19 protein-coding genes are annotated in these 17,064 nt (G+C 71.9%); 10 read left to right on the forward strand and 9 right to left on the reverse strand.

Features of this window, described 5'->3' with window-relative positions; translation table 11 throughout:
- Positions 1-39 precede the first annotated feature (39 nt).
- Both VM306_RS10430 and VM306_RS10435 read right to left on the reverse strand, forming a co-directional pair.
- Entirely contained in the window at positions 40-2,355 is a 2,316-nt protein-coding gene (locus tag VM306_RS10430; protein ID WP_325513499.1) for a beta-L-arabinofuranosidase domain-containing protein, read from the reverse strand.
- Positions 2,356-2,490: 135 nt separating this feature from the next.
- The gene (locus VM306_RS10435; protein WP_325513501.1) at positions 2,491-3,336 is read right to left on the reverse strand and encodes a helix-turn-helix transcriptional regulator; all 846 of its coding nucleotides are present in this window, start codon (positions 3,334-3,336) and stop codon (positions 2,491-2,493) included.
- A gap of 85 nt (positions 3,337-3,421) precedes the next feature.
- Here VM306_RS10435 and VM306_RS10440 point away from each other — a divergent pair, with 85 nt between their 5' ends.
- Entirely contained in the window at positions 3,422-4,204 is a 783-nt protein-coding gene (locus tag VM306_RS10440) for an SDR family oxidoreductase (RefSeq protein WP_325513503.1), read from the forward strand.
- Between the two features lie 39 nt (positions 4,205-4,243).
- On the opposite strand, the gene VM306_RS10445 is transcribed toward VM306_RS10440, so the two are convergent.
- Complete coding sequence (locus VM306_RS10445; protein WP_325513505.1) at positions 4,244-4,450, reverse strand: 4-oxalocrotonate tautomerase family protein; 207 nt, start codon at positions 4,448-4,450, stop codon at positions 4,244-4,246.
- A 121-nt stretch (positions 4,451-4,571) separates the two neighbouring features.
- On the opposite strand from VM306_RS10445, the gene VM306_RS10450 reads away from it, so the two are divergent.
- The gene (locus VM306_RS10450; RefSeq protein WP_325513508.1) at positions 4,572-5,396 is read left to right on the forward strand and encodes a helix-turn-helix domain-containing protein; all 825 of its coding nucleotides are present in this window, start codon (positions 4,572-4,574) and stop codon (positions 5,394-5,396) included.
- Positions 5,397-5,504: 108 nt separating this feature from the next.
- On the opposite strand, the gene VM306_RS10455 is transcribed toward VM306_RS10450, so the two are convergent.
- Together VM306_RS10455 and VM306_RS10460 are read right to left on the reverse strand one after the other, a co-directional pair.
- A complete protein-coding gene (locus VM306_RS10455; protein WP_325513510.1) occupies positions 5,505-6,356 on the reverse strand; it encodes a VOC family protein in 852 nt (283 codons plus the stop codon).
- Between the two features lie 5 nt (positions 6,357-6,361).
- Positions 6,362-7,174 carry an alpha/beta fold hydrolase gene (locus VM306_RS10460; protein WP_325513513.1) on the reverse strand — a complete coding sequence of 271 codons (813 nt, stop codon included), beginning with the start codon at positions 7,172-7,174 and terminating at the stop codon, positions 6,362-6,364.
- Positions 7,175-7,275: 101 nt separating this feature from the next.
- Between VM306_RS10460 and VM306_RS10465 the strand changes: the two genes are divergently transcribed.
- Together VM306_RS10465 and VM306_RS10470 are read left to right on the forward strand one after the other, a co-directional pair.
- A complete protein-coding gene (locus VM306_RS10465; RefSeq protein ID WP_325513515.1) occupies positions 7,276-7,911 on the forward strand; it encodes a TetR/AcrR family transcriptional regulator in 636 nt (211 codons plus the stop codon).
- A 40-nt stretch (positions 7,912-7,951) separates the two neighbouring features.
- Positions 7,952-8,533: a TetR/AcrR family transcriptional regulator gene (locus VM306_RS10470; RefSeq protein ID WP_325513517.1), complete on the forward strand. Its 582-nt coding sequence runs from the start codon at positions 7,952-7,954 to the stop codon at positions 8,531-8,533.
- Between the two features lie 20 nt (positions 8,534-8,553).
- Here the strand turns inward: VM306_RS10470 and VM306_RS10475 are convergent, their stop codons facing one another.
- Complete coding sequence (locus tag VM306_RS10475) at positions 8,554-9,429, reverse strand: AraC family transcriptional regulator (protein WP_325513519.1); 876 nt, start codon at positions 9,427-9,429, stop codon at positions 8,554-8,556.
- Positions 9,430-9,518: 89 nt separating this feature from the next.
- On the opposite strand from VM306_RS10475, the gene VM306_RS10480 reads away from it, so the two are divergent.
- Positions 9,519-10,559, forward strand: a complete 1,041-nt coding sequence (locus VM306_RS10480) for an acyl-CoA dehydrogenase family protein (RefSeq protein WP_325513521.1) — start codon at positions 9,519-9,521, stop codon at positions 10,557-10,559.
- A 277-nt stretch (positions 10,560-10,836) separates the two neighbouring features.
- Positions 10,837-11,019, forward strand: coding sequence for a hypothetical protein (locus VM306_RS10485; RefSeq protein ID WP_325513523.1), 183 nt, complete (start codon positions 10,837-10,839; stop codon positions 11,017-11,019).
- Positions 11,020-11,055: 36 nt separating this feature from the next.
- Here VM306_RS10485 and trpA read toward each other — a convergent pair whose 3' ends face one another.
- From trpA to trpM, 3 genes are read right to left on the reverse strand one after another with little or no spacing between them, the layout of a single operon-like run.
- Positions 11,056-11,865 carry a tryptophan synthase subunit alpha gene (gene trpA / locus VM306_RS10490; RefSeq protein WP_325513525.1) on the reverse strand — a complete coding sequence of 270 codons (810 nt, stop codon included), beginning with the start codon at positions 11,863-11,865 and terminating at the stop codon, positions 11,056-11,058.
- Positions 11,862-13,088: a tryptophan synthase subunit beta gene (trpB, locus tag VM306_RS10495; protein ID WP_325513527.1), complete on the reverse strand. Its 1,227-nt coding sequence runs from the start codon at positions 13,086-13,088 to the stop codon at positions 11,862-11,864. Before trpB ends, trpA begins: the two co-directional genes overlap by 4 nt.
- A gap of 59 nt (positions 13,089-13,147) precedes the next feature.
- Entirely contained in the window at positions 13,148-13,360 is a 213-nt protein-coding gene (gene trpM / locus VM306_RS41335; RefSeq protein WP_414672359.1) for a tryptophan biosynthesis modulator TrpM, read from the reverse strand.
- A 169-nt stretch (positions 13,361-13,529) separates the two neighbouring features.
- Here trpM and VM306_RS10500 point away from each other — a divergent pair, with 169 nt between their 5' ends.
- From VM306_RS10500 to VM306_RS10515, 4 genes are all read left to right on the forward strand, one after another.
- Positions 13,530-14,087, forward strand: coding sequence for a hypothetical protein (locus VM306_RS10500; protein WP_325513529.1), 558 nt, complete (start codon positions 13,530-13,532; stop codon positions 14,085-14,087).
- Between the two features lie 152 nt (positions 14,088-14,239).
- On the forward strand, positions 14,240-15,541 hold the full coding sequence (locus VM306_RS10505) for an MFS transporter (RefSeq protein ID WP_325513531.1): 1,302 nt from the start codon (positions 14,240-14,242) through the stop codon (positions 15,539-15,541).
- Positions 15,542-15,599: 58 nt separating this feature from the next.
- A complete protein-coding gene (locus VM306_RS10510; protein WP_325513533.1) occupies positions 15,600-16,331 on the forward strand; it encodes an alpha/beta fold hydrolase in 732 nt (243 codons plus the stop codon).
- Positions 16,328-16,987: an FAD-dependent monooxygenase gene (locus tag VM306_RS10515; RefSeq protein WP_325513535.1), complete on the forward strand. Its 660-nt coding sequence runs from the start codon at positions 16,328-16,330 to the stop codon at positions 16,985-16,987. Before VM306_RS10510 ends, VM306_RS10515 begins: the two co-directional genes overlap by 4 nt.
- Positions 16,988-17,064: the final 77 nt, after the last annotated feature.

Here is a 17,064-nt window from a genome sequence, read left to right on the forward strand (position 1 = left end):
CCGTCATCGGCCACGCCGAGGCGTGGCCGATGACCGGCCTCAGTTGGCGACCAGGCGCCAGCGGTTGTCCGCGCTGCCGTTGTCCGAGTCCTGCACGACCTGCGCGCCGGCGGTGGCGGAGCCGTTGAGAACGCCGAGCAGCTTGCCGCTGTGGGCGTTGCGGACCTTGTGGGTGCCGTCGCCGTTGGAGATCAGCGTCCACCGGTGGTCGGCGGTGCCGGTGTCGCTCCACTGCAGGACGCGGGCGTTGTCCGCGGTCGACATGTTCTCGACGCCCAGCACCTTGCCGCTGTGGACGTTGCGCAGCCGCACGTCGGAGCCGTCGGTGATCAGCTGCCAGCTGTGGTCGGCGGTGCCGCTGTCGTGCCACTGCACGGCCAGCCCACCGTCCGAAGTGGACATGTTCTGGACTCCCAGGACCATGCCCGTGCCGGCGTTGACGAGCCGGTAGCTGGTCGTACCGCCACCGCCGGTGTTCCAGTAGACGGTGTAGTTGAAGCCGTGCGCGTCGTGGAACGGGCCGAGGTTCACGCGCGTGCCGTTCGCCGTCGCGGTGAACGCCAGCGACGACGTGCTGGTGCGGGTGACGGAGCTGACGTCCAGCGAGGGCAACGACGACAGGGTCGTGTTGCCGTAGTTGCCCGCCAGCACGGCCGGGCCGTAGGTGAGAGCGACGACGTTGGCGTTGTCGTTGGCGGGTTGGGCGACCACGCGCATCGGCAGTCGCAGGGTCACGACGTCGCCGGACGTCCACGACCTCGTCAGCGAGGCATAGGTGCCGGGTGTGGTGGTCACGTTCTGCGCGACGCCGTTGACGCTGATCGTCGCGTCCGTGGTCCAGGCCGGGATGCGGAACCTCGTCGTCCACGTCCCGCCCGCGTTGCCGGTGACGGTGAACGTCGTGGTGTCGCTCGCCGGGTAGCTCGTGCTCTGGGTGACGGTGATGCCGCGGGACGACCACGTCAGCACCGACGGCGCGTACAGGTTCACCGTGAGCGTGGTGCCGCTGAAGAAGTAGATCGAGTCGGCCAGCTTCGTGTTGGTCTCCAGTCCGGTGCCCTGGCAGCACCAGAACGTGGTGTAGTCCGTGCTCCAGTTGCCGCCGCCCCACGCCGGGCCGGTGTTGCCCCGCCGGTGACCGGGGTTGAGGCCGGTGAAGTAGCAGATGTGGCCGTGCGCGTCCGACGGGTTCTGCTGGCCGATCAGGTGGTTGAGCAGGGCGCGCTCGTAGTAGTCGAAGTAGGCGGCCCTGCCGGGGTCCGTCAGCCACAGCTCCCTGGTCAGCTTCAGCATGTTGTAGGTGTTGCACGCTTCGCACGTGTCGGTGTTGAGGTAGGAGGCGACGGCGTTGGGGGCGCGGAAGTGCTCGGCCTGGCTGTTGCCGCCGATGACGTAGGTGTGCGCGCCGACGGTGATGTTCCAGGCGTTGAGGGCGATGTCGCGGTACCGGGTGGTGCCCGTCGCCTTGTACTCGCGGGCGGCGCCGATCCACTTGGGCACCTGCGTGTTGGCGTGCAGGCCGTTGAGGCGGTCCTGGTTGGACGCGAGCGGGTCGAACACGGCGGCGTGGTCGAACCGCTGGGCCGTCGTCAGCCAGCGGGTGTCGCCCGTCTGCTGGTAGAGGTCGGCGAGCACCGCGTTCATGCCGCCGAACTCGGTGCCCAGGACGCTCTGCATCCGGCTGTAGGACAGCCTCGCCGTGCGCCAGTCGACCCAGCCCGCCAGGCGCAGCAGCACGTCCCGCGCCTGGGTGTTGCCGATGTACCGCCAGGCGTCCAGCAAGCCGGCGAGGGTCTTGTGCAGCGAGTAGTACGAGACGGCCTTGGGCGAGCCCGCCTCCAGCGCGTCGAAGTCCGACTCGGGGAAGCCCGCCAGGTAACCGGTGGTGAACCCGGCCGCGGCGTTGTTCGCCTGGCACTTGGCCAGTTCGGCGACCATGTAGTTGGCCTTGTCCCGGCACGTCGTGTCGCCCAGTACCGCCCACGCCTGCGCCCAGGCCGTGAGGAAGTGCCCCTGGCTGTGCGTGCGGAACGGGAAGTTCGGGGCCTCCCACCCGCCCAGCGCCGCGGCACCGCCCGTCGAGAGCCGGTGGTTGGCGCGGAAGTTGTAGAGCAGGCGGTCGACGTCGACGAACCGCAGGTAGGACAGCGTCCGGTTCTGGTTGTCCAGCCACCGGCCGGACGTCAGCCGGACCTCGGACAGGTCGAACGCGGAGGCCGACACGCCCGCGTCACCGCGCACCGGCGGCACCGAGGCCGCCTGTGCCGGACCCGCGGTCAGCGCGGGCGCCGCGGTGGCCAAGGCGGCCACCCCCGCGGCCTGCAGAAGCCTGCGTCGACTCAACGATGAGGACATGGGGTGCTCCAGCCGCTCGGCAACGCTGCTGGGTTCAGGTGTAGTCAGGCCGCCACGCGCAGTCAACGCTAAATGTGAGCGTTAACTTTAGCGCTGGAGTGGCAGGGGCCGTTGCGGATGTTATCGCTCACACGATCACGGCGAGTCGGTGCTGAAGGTCTGGGCGCCCAGCACGTTCAGCAACGCCAGCGCCTCGGCGTCGCGGGATCCGGGTGTCGCGCTGTAGAGCACCAGGGTCTGGTCGCGGTCCGTGAGGTCGAGTGAGTCGCAGTCGACGGTGATCTTCCCGACGAGCGGGTGGTCGAACGACTTCGTGAGCACGGTCGCCGCCTGGACGTCGTGCCGTTCCCAGAGCCGCGCGAACTCGGGGCTGCCGGCGAGCAGTTCGTCGAGGAGACCGGTCACGGCGGGGTCGGCCGGGTAGCGGACGTGCGCCGACCGGAGCCGCATGACGGCGTGGTGCCGGAACTCCGTGGCGTCGGAGACGCCGTACAGCGACCGGTTCGGGTCGAGGAACGCGCGGCGCGCGAGGTTGCGGTCGCGCGGGGCGAGCTCGCGGAAGTCCTCCATGAGCGCGGCCATGAGGTCGTTGCACGCCAGCACTTCGAACATCGCGGACACGACGAACCCCGCCGTCTGCGGTAGCCGGTCGAGCAGCGCGAGGATGCTCGGGCGGACGTCGCGGCGGTGCAGCCCGCCGCGGTTCGGGGCCGTGCCCGCGAGGACGTGGAGGTGGCCGGACTCGGCGTCGGTGAGCAGCAGCGCGCTCGCGATCCCCGCGAGGACCTCCGCCGACGGGCGCGGCGCGCGGCCCTGTTCGAGGCGCACGTAGTACTCGGTGGAGATGTGGGCGAGGACCGCCACCTCCTCGCGCCGCAGACCGGGTGTGCGGCGGCGTGGGCCCGAGGACAGGCCGACGTCCTCCGGCCGCAACCGTTCGCGACGGCTGCGCAGGAACTCCGCGAGCTGCTGCTTGTCCATGACACGAGTATGGCCGTCCCGTGGTGGCGGAGCCTGGTACCGCTTGTACCTGTATCCGGTTCCGGATCGGATCGACGCTGGTGGCATGACGAACAACAACGACACCCACCCGATCGGCCTGCTCACCGGCAAGGTCGTGCTCATCACCGGCGCCAGCCGCGGCATCGGCGAGGCCGCCGCCAAGCTCTTCGCCCAGGAGGGTGCCTCCGTCGTGCTCGCCGCCCGCGGCACCGACGCCCTGGACGGCATCGTCAAGCAGATCCGGGCCGACGGCGGCACCGCCGACGCGGTCGCCGTGGACCTCGCCGACCCCGCGAGCATCCGCGCCGCGGTCGACAGGGCGGAGGAGCTGCACGGCCGCCTCGACGGCGCCTTCAACAACGGCGCCGCGATCCAGCAGCCCGGCCCGCTCGACGAGACGAGCGACGAGGACATCGACCGGCAGTTCGCGGTGAACTTCCGCGGGCACTGGACCGCGATGACCGCGGAAGCGGCTCTGATGCGCCGCGGCGGAGGTGGCGCCATCGTGAACACCTCCAGCATCGGCAGCCGCCGCGCGAACCCCGTGCTCCCCGCGTACGGGGCGATGAAGCGGGCGCTCAACAGCCTCACCGAGAGCGCGGCCGTGACGTGGGGCAGGGAGGGGATCCGCGTGAACGGCATCACCCCCGGCGGCACCGACACGGCCATGATCGAGGAGTGGGAGGCGGCCACCCCCGGCATCGTCGAGCAGATCACCAAGACGATCCCGCTCGGACGGATGGCGGAACCGCGCGAGGTCGCCGAGGTGGCGGCGTGGCTGCTCAGCGACCGCGCGTCCATGGTGACCGGCGCGATCGTGCCGGTCGACGGCGGCGCGGGCGCCTGACCAGGGGGAGCGGCGGCTCGGTCCGAGCCGCCGCCCCTGTCACCCCTGCTGCAGCTTCGCGAGGGTGAGGACCTCGCCGCGGATGCCCCAGCCGCCGTCGGCGACCTCGTCGACGAGGACCATCGTGTTGTCGCGCACGGCGTCGCCGAACGTCTCGGCGTAGAGGTCGGTGACCTTCTCGACGAGGGTCTGCTTCTGCCCGGCGGACAGCGTGCCCGCGGGGACCTTCAGGTTGGCGAACGGCATGGTGTGCTCCTTTTCGTTGTGGAGCAAGCATCTCCCGAAGGGAAGACCGTGAACCAGTTGCCGCTTACCCCGGGGATGGCGTCCCCTGGCTGAGCCGTCGCGGTTCGCGCAGACTGACGGGGTGAACCTCGCGGAGCTCGGCCTGTTCCTGCAGTCGCGGCGCGCTCGCATCACGCCCGCCGAGGTGGGCCTGCCGACGGGCTCGCGCCGCCGCGTGCCCGGACTGCGCCGCGACGAGGTCGCCCAGATGGCCGGGGCGTCGGTCGACTACTACATCGAGCTCGAACGCGGCCGCGGCGCGCAGCCGTCCGTGCAGATGCTCGCGGCGCTGGCCAGGGCGTTGCGCCTGGACAACGACGAGCGCGACCACCTGTTCCTGCTGGCGGGCAGGCCCGTTCCGCCGGCGCACGGCGTCTCGGCGCACGTGTCGCCGGCGATGCTCGCGTTGCTCGACCGGCTCGACGGCACCCCGGCGCGCATCATCACCGACCTCCACGAAACCCTCGTGCAGAACCGGCTCGCCACAGCGCTCCTCGGCCCGGCGACGGCGGAGAGCTTCCTGTCGCAGTGGTTCACCGAACCCGCCGTCCGCGCGATCTACCCCGAGGACGACCACCCGCACCACTCGAAGGTCATGGTGTCCGACCTGCGCGCCGCCGTGGCGCGTCACGCACCTTCCGGTGAGGCCGCCGCGATGGTCACCCGGCTCCGGCAGGCGAGCGAGGAGTTCGCGGCGTTGTGGGACACCGGCGACGTCGCCGTGCGCCGGGGTGAGCACAAGCGGATCGTCCACTCCGAACTCGGCGTCGTCGAAGTGCACTGCCAGAACCTGTTCAGCGAGGACGGGCACCAGCGGCTGCAGTTCTTCGTGCCCGTGCCCGGTACTCAGGCCGTGGACCAGCTGCGCCTGCTCGACGTGATCGGTGTGCAGCAGTTCGCCCGGTGAGTCACCAGGGCACGGTCTGGTTCTGGTAGTCCACGAAGCGCGGCCCCTTCTCGCCCGCGCGGGCCTCCACGGCGTCCACCACACCGGGGATGCTCAGCAGGCGCCTGGTCACGCCTCCGCCGCGAACGGGTTCGCCTCGGCGTGGTGGTGTCCCCAGACGCTCGCGCGGCCGAAGTCGTGCGGCACCCAGTCGTCGCCGACCTCGATGCCGCCGCACCCGATCTCCAGGTGGAACCCGCTGGGGTTCTTGACGTAGAAGGAGATCGCCCTGTCGTTCATGTGCCGGCCGAGGCTGATGGAGATCGGCACGCCGTTGGCCGTGGCGCGGTCGAGGGCCCGGCCGACGTCGTCGATCGAGGCGTGCTCGAACTCCAGGTGGTGGATCGACGGCGTGTCCGCGGTGCCCAGGGCGATGCTGTGGTGGGTGGAGTTGCAGCGGAGGAAGAACAGGCCGGGGGAGCGGTAGTCGGTCAGCTCGAACCCGAGCACCGACTCGTAGAGCTCGCGCAGCTCGGCGAGCTTCGGGCTGGCGAGGACCAGGTGTCCCAGGCCGGTGGTGCCGGGTCCGCCCGCCGGGCGTTCGGCCGCGACGCGGGCCTTGGTCTCGCCGACCGCCAGCTCGACGCGGTACCCGACGGGATCGGTGAACCAGCGCAGGTGCGTGGCGCCGCGCAGGTCCCGTTCCTCCTCGGTCCCGTCCTCCACCGCGTGGCCGGCGTCGGTCAGCCGCCGGCTGAGCCGGTCGAGCTCGCCCGGCGAGTCGACGATCCAGCCGATCTCGCGCGGACCGTCCTCAGTGGACGGGTGGAGCGCCAGCCGGTACTTGAACTCGTCCATCTCGGCCAGCGCCACGTCGCCGGCGCGGGTGACGCCGACTCCCAGCGTGCGCAGGAGGAGATCGGACCACGCGTCGACGTCGGTCACGTTGAGCCCGACGTACCCCAGCTTCCTGATGCCCACGGTGGTCACCTCTCCGATGCGGCGGGGCCGCCCCGCAGGAACTCGCGGACGATGTGGTTGAACTCGGGCGCGCGCTCGTACTGCACCCAATGCCTGCAGTGGGGCAGCACGCGCAGTTCCGCGTTCGCGATGCCGTGCAGGATCCGGGGCGCCCAGCTCAGCGGGACGGTCTGGTCGTCCCGGCCCCAGACGAGCAACGTGGGCGCGCCGATGAGGCGGAGGTCCGGCGTCAGGTCGCCGAAGTTCGGGGGGACCGGCAACTCGGGATGGGCCCGCAGGCTCGACTCGTAGCGCTCGTCGATCAGCTCCTCCGTCGCCAGACCCTCGTCGTAGACCATGAGACGGACGAACTGGGCCATGGCGTCCCGCGACGGCTTCTCCGCCGCCATGTAACCGAAGAGGTGCTCGAGCCCCACGGGCCACGGCGGCGCGTCCGGCGGAAGAACGCCACCCGGCGCCATGAGCACGAGCCGCTCCACGCGCTCCGGGTACTGCATGGCGATCCGCATGGCGACGGCGCCACCGTAGGAGTTGCCGACCAGGTGCGCGCGTTCGATCCCGAGGGCCGTCATCGCGCGCACGACCCTGTCCGCGGCGTGGAAGATCAACGGCTCGTCGGTCGCGGGTCGTGGGGAACGTCCCCAGCCCGGCAGGTCGAGCACCACGTTCCGGTAGTCGTCGAACGCGGGCAGGTTCCCGCCGAAGTTGCTCATGCCGGTGGCTCCCGGCCCGGAGCCGTGCAGCCACACGACCGGGGGGCCGGAACCGGTGTCGGTGCAGGCCAGTTCCGCGTCTCCGACATCCACTGTGCTCGTCACTGTGCCGTCCCATTGTTTGTATGTAACGCTCACTCTACAACGACGGGAGGGGGTGGGCCAGCCTTCGCGGACTGGAAGCGCCGCAGACCTAGTATTGGGGCATGGTGAGGCAATCCGGCTCCGCGCCGACCGCCGCCGGCATGAACAGTCGCGACGTCATCCTCAACGCGGCTCGTGCCCTCGTCGGCGAGAAGGGCTACGACGGCATGGCCGTCTCGGACCTGTGTGCGAAGTCCGGGCTCCCGGCGAGCTCGATCTACTACCACTTCGGCAACAAGCTCGGCGTGCTCGCGGCCCTGCTGGAGCGCACGTTCGAGGAGCTGCACACCCTGTTCCCCAGCCCTTCGGCGTTCGACGACCTGGCGCCGCTCGAGCGGCTGGAGGCGTGGTTCTCGGCGGCGTGCCGGTCGCTGGACGAGCGGCCGGACTACCTCCAGCTGCTGGTCGCCATCGGGGTCGGGCCGCAGAAGGACGCCGAGGCGGTGCAGGCGACGGTGCGGCGGATCCGCGACTTCGCCCACGCGTCGTGGGTGGACGCGTTGACGCCGGTCTTCGCGCCCGAAGGGGACAGGGCCGACAAGGAGCTCGTCGAGGAGCTGGCCGTGCTGGGGCGGGCGCTCACGGACGGGCTGGCGGTGGCGAACAGCTTCGACGGCGTCTCCTACAGCTCGGAGGTCGCCTCGTTCGTCGCGCTGGTCCGCGGCCTGGCGCGGCACCGCGACTACGCCGGGAGGTGACGGAGGCGTACCGACCGTTCGTTCTGCTAGCGTGGACATGATGGTGCACAACGGTCGAGGTCAGGTCTCCGAGGCACGGACGCGTCTGCTCACGACGGCGTCCCAGATCTTCTACGCGGAGGGTCTCCACTCCGTCGGGATCGACCGGATCGTCGCCGAGGCGAAGGTGACCCGCGCGACCCTGTACCGGCACTTCGCGAGCAAGGACGAGCTCGTCGTCGCCTACCTCCAGGCGGTCGCTCAGATGGAACGCGACCTGGTCGAGCAGGCGCTGAGCACCGGCCAGTCCGCGTCCGACGTCCTGCGCGCCGTCGCCGCGTCCATCGCCGCCGGGATCGGGTCACCGGGGTTCCGCGGCTGTGCCTTCCTCAACGCCGCCGCGGAGTACCCGGACCGCGCGCACCCGGTGCTCAAGACCGTGCTCGACCACCGCGAGTGGTTCCTGCGCGCCGTCACGGACCTGTTCGCGCGGATCGAGGAGAAGTCGGCCGCGTCGGCCGGCCGCCACTTCGTCATGCTGCGCGACGGGGCCATGGCGGCGGGGTGCCTGACCGACGCCACCGAGGTCGGCGCCACGTTCCTCGCCGGGGTCGAGGGGCTTCTCACCTACCGGTCGTCCTGAGCGCTCGGGCCCGAGAAGCGTCACGGAGCGGTGGCGCGGAACCGGCCCGGTGAGACGCCGTACTCGCGGCGGAAGGCGGCGGACAGGGCGAACTCCGTCGAGTAGCCGACCCTGGGCGCGATCCGCGCCAGCGAGGCGTCGGTCTCGCGGAGCAGCTGGGCGGCGCGGCTGAGCCGCCAGCCCGTCACGTAGGTCATCGGCGGCTGACCGACCGCGGTGGTGAAGAGCCGGGAGAACGCCGCGCGCGGCATGCCCGCGACCTCGCTCAGCCCGCCTACCGTCCACCGGTGGTGCGGCTTCTCGTGGATCTCGCGCAGCGCGGCCGCGACGCCGGGATGGGCGACCTCCGGCCGGCCCGGCTCGTCCTGCTCGTGCCACTGCCGCAGCACCTGCACGAGGATCAGGTCCAGCACCGCCCGCAACGTCGCCCCGGAGCCCGGCTTGGCCGCGGTGGCGTCGGCGGTGAGGAGGGTGACGAGGGACCGCAGCTCCGGGTGGCTGTCGTAGTCGGGGGACACGGCGATGAGCTCGGGCAGCGCGCGGAGGTACTGGGGCGGGCGCTGGTGTTCGAGGCGGTAGGCGCCGCACAGGAACTCGAAGGACGCGGGCCCCGGCGCGGGCGGGTGCGGACCCATCTCGACGAGGGGCAGGTCGTACAACCCGCAGGGCGTCTCGCTGAGGCCGTGCTCGGCGCCGGACGTGGTGAGCACGATGTCACCGGGCCGCAGCGGCACCGGCTCGTCGTGGCCGATCAGCCAGCAGGTGCCGCCCGTGATGACGTGGAACCCGCTGCCGTCGAACGCGGAGAACCGGAGGCCGGGACCGGTGTGCCTGATCAGCCGGGAGTTGGCGCTGCCGACCCGCACGGCGCGGATCACCTCGCTGATCAGGTCCATGTGGACGATCCTAGTTGCGCGCGGCCGCGTATGAACCGGTGTCGTCCGCGCATGGCACGGCGCGGGGGACCGGTGATTGAGTCGACGAGGTGATCGAACACTCGAATGCCGGTGCGGTCCTGCGCGCCCATGCGGCGAAAGCGGAAGAGAACGACCGGCCTGCCGGCGAGGCGCTGGAGGCGCTGCGCGAGGGCGGCGTCCTCGCGCTTCGCACACCACTGGAGCACGGTGGGGCGTGGGCGGACACCGAGACCGTCGCGCGTGAGCTGACGGCGCTCGGCCGTGCCTGCCCGTCCACCTCGTGGGTCGCCGGGACCTGCGTCACGGCCAAGACCCTGGCAGCCCGCGCGTTCGGCGGCGGCGAGTTCTTCGCCGACCCGGACGCGCTCTTCTGCGGCTCGGGCGTGCCCGGCGGCCGCGGCGAGCGGGTGGCGGACGGGGTGCGCGTCACCGGTCGCTGGCCGAACGTCTCCGGCTGCGAGGACGCGGTGTGGGTCATCCTCGCCCTGATGGTCGACGGCGCGTTCTCCTTCATGCTGGTGCCGACGGCCGACCTGGTCGTCGAACGCACCTGGCACATGGCGGGCATGCGCGGCACCGGCAGCCACACCCTGGTCGCCGCCGACGTGCTGGTGCCGGCCGAGCGGATCGCGCCGGCGAAACCCTTCGCCGTCAACGACAGGATGCTCTTCGCCATGACCGCGCTCGGCCCGGTCCTGGGCGCCGCTCAGGGCGCGCTCGACGCCGTCGGCGCCATGTTCGCCTCGGACCGCAAGCCGTTCATGACGTCGTACACCCGCATGGGCGAGTCTCCCGGTGCGCGCCACTGGCTGGCGGAGGCCACCTACCTCGTGCACCGCGCCGAGGCCACGATGCTCGCCGTCGCCAGGGAGGCGGACACCAGCGATCTGTCCACGGAGGACTACCCGAGGCTGCACCGGGTGCTGGCCGGCGCGGGCCGGGACTGCCGGGCCGCGGTCGAGCTGATGCTGGACCTGCACGGGTCGGGCGGGTTCCACACGTCGAACGTGCTCCAGCGCTTCTGGCGGGACGTCGCCGTCGGCAGCCGGCACCCGCACCTCAACCCGTACCTGGCGGCGGAGAACTTCGGCACGGCGCTGGCCGGTTGACCCCGTGGCCGGTTGACCTCGGCCGGCCGGTTCGCGGCCGTTCGGATGACCGGACGGCCATGCCCCTCCGGCCCTCGGGCCGATCCTCCCGCACCTCGGTCGGCGGCAGGCTCGTCCACAACGGATGTTGTTGTGGGCGAGGGGTTCTGAGCTGTGCTGGATCAGGTGTGGTGGGCGTGGTGACGCTGGGGCTCGGCGGGCGGTTCGCGGCCGGGAGGTTCGGCTGGCGGCCGGTTCCCCCGGTGCCGGCGGGGATCTCGCTGGGCGTGGTGCTGGCGTGACGTTCTCGCGAACCCTGCCGGGCTGGGCGGGCAGGGACGGGTTCCGCCACGTCAACGGCTTCTCGCTGCACGGCTCCGCGGAGCTGCTGAACGACCTGCTGTTCATGCCGCTGGTGTTCTTCGCGGTGCTGGCGACGCGCCGCCCGGTCGCGGTGCTGGTGTCGGCGGTGGCGCGATGACCGCGTGCCGGGCCCTCGCGGGCCCGGCACCCGTTCCTAGGCGCGGACTCCGGCCGCGAGCTCACCGGCGAGGCGGGTGAGCGCGATTCGGCCCTCGGTCTGGTCGTCCGCGTCGAGGAGCGTCCCGACCAGGGCCGACCCGACGATCACGCCGTCGGCGAACCCGGCGACGTGCGCGGCCTGCCGGGCGTTCGCGACGCCCATGCCGACGCAGACCGGCAGGTCGGTGACCGCGCGGAGCCGGCCGGCCAGGACGGCGGCGGCCTCGTCCACCGAGTCGCGCGTGCCGGTGACGCCCATCAGCGCGGAGGCGTAGACGAACCCGGTCCCGGCCGCGGCCGTCTCCGCCAGCTGCGCGTCCGTGCTGCTCGGGGCGACCACGAACACGGTGGCCAGGTCGTGCTCCGCCGCAGCCCGGCGCCACGGTGCGGACTCGGGCACCGGCAGGTCCGGCAGCACGCACCCCGCACCGCCGGCCTCGGCCAGCTCACGCGCGAACCGCTCGACGCCGTAGCGCGACACGGGGTTCCAGTACGACATCACCAGCACCGGCTTCCCGGTGGCGGCGTGGACCTCCCGCACCGTGCGCAGGACGTCGGCGATCCGGACGCCGCCGCGCAGCGCGATGTCGTCCGCCGTCTGGATGACCGGGCCGTCCAGCACCGGATCGCTGTGCGGCAGGCCGACCTCGACGACGTCCGCGCCGGCGTCGAGGGTCGCCAGGATCGCGGCGATCCCGTCGTCGACGGTGGGGAAGCCGGCCGGGTGGTAGGTGACGAGGGCGGCCCGGCCGTCGCGCTTCGCCCGCGCGAGCGTGCCGGTGAGCAGTCGCAGGTTCCCGCTCATCGCGCGGCCTCCAGTCCGAAGTGGAGGGACGCGGTGTCGAGGTCCTTGTCGCCGCGCCCGGAGAGGTTCACCAGGACCAGGCCGTCGGGGCCCAGTTCGGCGCCGACCTGGAGGGCGCCCGCGAGTGCGTGCGCGCTCTCGATCGCCGGGACGATGCCCTCGGTCGTCGCGAGCAGCCGGAACGCCCGCATCGCCTCGTCGTCGGTGACCGGGCGGTACTCGGCGCGGCCGGAGGAGTGCAGGTGCGCGTGCTCCGGGCCGACGCCGGGGTAGTCGAGCCCGGCCGAGATCGACCAGGCCTCGAGGATCTGGCCCTCGTCGTCCTGCAGCACGTAGGAACGCGAGCCGTGCAGCACTCCCGGTTCACCGGCCGTCAGGGACGCCGCGTGCTCCCCGCTCGCCACGCCGTGCCCGGCGGCCTCGCAGCCGATCAGCCGGACGGGGTCGTCGAGGAACGCGTGGAACAGGCCGATCGCGTTGGATCCGCCGCCCACGCACGCGACCGCCGCGTCGGGCAGCCGTCCGGTGCGTTCGAGGAGCTGGCGGCGGGCCTCGACGCCGATGACGCGCTGGAAGTCGCGGATCATCGCCGGGAACGGGTGGGGACCGGCGACCGTGCCGAACAGGTAGTGCGTGTCCTCGGTGCGGGCGACCCAGTCGCGGAACGTCTCGTTGATGGCGTCCTTGAGCGTGCGCGACCCGGACGTCACCGGGACGACCTCGGCGCCGAGGAGTTCCATCCTGGCCACGTTCACGGCCTGGCGCCGCATGTCCGTCTCTCCCATGTAGATGGTGCAGGAGAGGCCGGTCAGCGCGCAGGCGGTGGCGGTCGCGACGCCGTGCGAGCCCGCGCCGGTCTCGGCGATGACGCGGGTCTTGCCCATGCGCTGCGCCAGGAGCGCCTGGCCGAGCGCGTTGTTCACCTTGTGCGAGCCGGTGTGGTTCAGGTCCTCGCGCTTGAGGAAGACCCGCGCGTCCCCGGCGTGCGCGGCGAAGCGCGGCACCTCGGTGAGCGCGCTCGGCCGGCCGACGTAGTGGACGAGCAGGTCCTCGAGCCGCGCGACGAAGACGGGATCCGCCTTCGCCCGTTCGTACTCGGCGGCGACCTGGTCGATGGCGGCGACGAGCGCCTGCGGGACGAACTTGCCGCCGAAGGCGCCGAAGTACCCGTCGGAGGAGGGAAGGCTTCCCGGGGCAGCCGGGAAGAAGAAGTCGTGCTCCATGGCGATGTGCTCCTGACCCGGAACGGGTGTCCCGGGTGGTGTCGTGAGTGGTCTGGGAGTCAGCGATCCCGCGCGATGCGCGGCGCACGACGCCATCGCATCCCGTTGACCTGACCCGCTTCGGAGCCGATCACGTACCTCACCCGACGCCCGAGCACGCGCCGTGCGGGCGCGCGGCAGCCACGCGGCCGACGGCCACGGGCGAGACGGACGGTGAGGGGCACGGAACCAGGTTTACCCGGCGACAGGCCGTCACGGCAAGTGCGTTCCACCTGAGGACCGTCGAGGCGCTGTGCGAGAAGCCGCGTGCGGCGGCCGGCGGATCACTGAGCGGGGATGAGGTAGAACGTTCGGTCTTGACGGCAGTCGCGGTGGCGGATACGGTCGGTCATGTATCGAGCGTTCTATACGAGTGCTCACCTCGACCCCGAAGGAAGTCCTGTGACTGCCACCAGCGCCGCCGCGTCCCTGCGGCGGCTGTACTTCATCCGTGCCGCGTTCGCGCTCGTCTGGGCCGTCCTGGTCGGCGTGACCGCCGCGGAGATCGGCCCGGTCAGCATCGCGCTGCTCGTCCTGTACCCGCTGTTCGACGTGGGCGCGGCCGTCGTCGACGCGCGGGCGTCCAAGCAGTCCCAGAACGTGATGGGGCTGTACCTCAACATCGTCGTCAGCCTGCTGGCGGCGGCCGGCATCGCGGTCGCGGTCAGCGGGTCCGGCATTCCCGGCGTCCTGCGGGTGTGGGGCGCGTGGGCGATCGTGTCGGGACTCGTCCAGCTCGCCGTCGGTATCGGGCGGCGCAAGATGGGCGGTCAGTGGCCCATGATCCTCAGCGGTGCGCTGTCCGTGGGCGCCGGTTCGTCGTTCATCCTGATGGCCTCGAAGCCGGACGCCTCGCTGACGAGCGTCGCGGGCTACGCGGCGCTCGGCGGCATCTTCTTCCTGGTCTCGGCGATCCGGCTCGGCACCGCCGCCAAGAAGAACGCCGCCATCCCCGCCTGATCCGATCGGTCCGAACGACCATGGCCAACGTCTGCTCCAAGTTGTAGAGTGAGCGTTACATACATTGAGGTCCGGGTGGGCCTGTCGGGGCAACCGCCGCAACGAAGCGAGGTCCGGGAGTGAACGTTCTCGAGCAGGTCAGAAGCTCACCGATGAGCCGCGTCCAGGTCCGGGCGGTCGCGCTCTGCCTGGTGATGAACGTGGTGGACGGGTTCGACCTCCTGGTCACGTCCTTCGCCGGACCGTCCATCACCCGCGAGTGGGGTCTGTCCCCGTCGTCGGTGGGCGTGCTGCTCAGCGGCGGCCTGGCCGGCATGGCGGTCGGCGCGCTCTTCCTGGCGCCGCTCGCCGACCGGGCCGGGCGCCGCCGGATCACGCTCGCCGGCCTGGCGCTGGCGTCGCTCGGCATGCTCGCGGCGGCGTTCACCCAGGACCTCGGGCAGCTGCTCGCGGCCCGCGTGGTGACGGGCGTGGCGGTGGGCACGATGGCGGCGAGCCTGCCGGTGCTCACCTCCGAGTACGCCAACACCCGGCGCAGGGGCCTGGCCGTCGCGCTGATCACGACCGGCTACGGCATCGGCTCGGTGATCGCGGGAGTCTCGACGAGCGTGCTGGTCGGCTCGTTCGGCTGGCGATCCGTGTTCGTCTTCGGAAGCGTTGCCACGGCGGTGCTCTTCGCGGTCGGGCTGCGCTTCCTGCCGGAGTCCATGGACTACCTCGTCGCGCGCCGTCCGCACAACGCGCTGGAGAGGTTCAACCGGATCCTCGTGTCGATGGGGCGCGCTCCGGTCGACGCACTGCCCGCGACCGCCACGAGCTCGCGCAAGGTCGCGCTGGAGTCGTTGTTCCGCGGCGGGAACGCCGTCCGGACCGCCCTGGTCTGGCTCGCGTTCACCGCGGCGCAGACGGCGTTCTACTTCGCGAGCTCCTGGACGCCCAGCCTGCTGCTGAAGGCGGGGATGTCCGCCCAGCAGGGCATCAGCGGCGGCATCCTGTTCAGCCTCGGCGGCATCACGGGCGCGGCACTGCTGGGACTGCTCGTGTCCACAGTGGAGGTTCGAAGGCTGACGGCGGCGTACTTCTGCCTCGGCGCGGTGGCGCTCGTGCTGTTCTCGTTGTCGCTCGGGACGCTCGCGGTGGCGCTGGTCGTCGCCGTGCTCGTCGGGCTCTTCCTCAACGGCACGATCTCCGGCATCAACGTCATCGTGCCGTCCCTCTACCCGGTGGAGTCCCGGGCGACGGCGCTGGGCATGGCGGTCGCCGTGAGCAGGCTCGGTGCCGTGCTGGCGCCGCTGGTCGCCGGCTACCTCGTGCAGGCGGGCTGGGAGCCGGGCTCGATGTACCAGGTGTTCACGATCCCCGCGCTGGTCGGCGCCGCCGCGACGTTCCTGCTGACCCGGTTCGGGCGTCGTGCGCCGGCCGAGCCCGGAGTCGTCGAGAAGGCCGTCGCTTGACGTGCGCCCGGCGGCGGCACGGGTGAAGGTGCAGTTCCCACAGTCGAGGAGGCTCCAGGTGTCCGACGTTCCCCTCGTCCTGCTGCACGGTGGCGGGCCGGGTGTCGACGCCGTCAGCAACTGGGCGGCGACGATCGCGCGGCTTCCGTTCCGCTGCATCGCACCCGACCTCCTCGGTTTCGGCACGCGGATCACCGAAGGCCCGCGCGGACCCCGGGAGTGGGCGGAGGCACGCGCACAGCAGGTCCTCGCCCTGCTCGACCGCGACGGTGTGGAGAAGGCGAACCTCGTCGGCAACTCCGCCGCCGGTGGCGCCGCCGCGCTGGCCCTCCTGGCCGCCGCGCCGCACCGGTTCGGTCGCGCGGTCGTCATGGGTGGCGCGGGCACCGGGCCGTTGCCCGTCAGGGTGCCCTTCTACGACGAGCCGACGAGGGAGTCCATGCGCGCCACGCTCGGCCGCCTCGTCGCCGACGAGAGCGCCCACCGCGACCTCCTCGACGACCTGGCGGGCCTCCGGCTGGACCAGGCCCTGCGGCCCGGCGCCGAGGAGGCCTTCCGGTCGATGTTCGCCGGGGACCCCGGGCCGCCGGCCGACCTCACGGCGATCACCACCCCGGTCCTCGCCCTGCACGGGGAACGCGACCGCGTCTCCCCGGCCGAGGTGTCCGAACGCCTCGCCGCCGCACTGCCGCACGGCCGCCTCGGGGTGGTGGCCGGGGCGGGCCACTGGATCCACGTCGACCGGCCGGACGAGTTCCGCCGGCTGGTAGGGGAGTTCATCAGCGCATGACGGAGCAGACCAGCGGTGACGTCCTGATCGTGGGCGCCGGTCCCACCGGGCTCACCCTCGCGATCGACCTCGCCCGGCGCGGCGTGCCGTGCCACGTCGTGGAGGCGGCCGGGCAGCGGGCGGAGAACCCGCGCTGCAACACGACCTCCGCGCGGTCGATGGAGATCTTCCGCCGCCTCGGGCTCGCCGACGACATCCGCCGGGCCGGGCTGCCGTCGTACTACCCGACGTCCATCCAGTACCGCACGACCATGCTCGGCGAGGAGATCTTCCGCATCGACCTGCCGTCGGCCCGCGACGTCCTCGCGGGCGTCGGCAAGGAGAACTGGCCGACCCCCGAGCCCCAGCACCGGATCTCGCAGCTCTTCCTCGAACCCCTCCTCGAACAGCACGCGCGCGGGCTTCCCGGCGTGACGCTGGAGCGCGGCACGCGGCTGGTCGAGCTGACGCAGCACGACGACCACGTCGAGGCGGTCGTGGAGTCCGCCGGCGAGCGTCGCACTCTCCGTTGCGCCTACGTGGTGGGCTGCGACGGTGCCCACAGCGCCGTCCGCCGCCAGCTGGGCATCCGCTACGAAGGCGTCGACGCCATCCAGAAGTTCGTGTCGACGCACGCGCGGCACTCCGGCATCGGCGCGCGACCGGCGCGGGACTGACCGGCCCGGGACTCCAGGTGGTCAGCCCGGTGGACCTGACCGCGGCACGCCGCCTCGACGACAACCTCGCCGTGCTG

The organism is Lentzea sp., assembly GCF_035525475.1.
Taxonomy (GTDB): Bacteria; Actinomycetota; Actinomycetes; order Mycobacteriales; family Pseudonocardiaceae; genus Lentzea.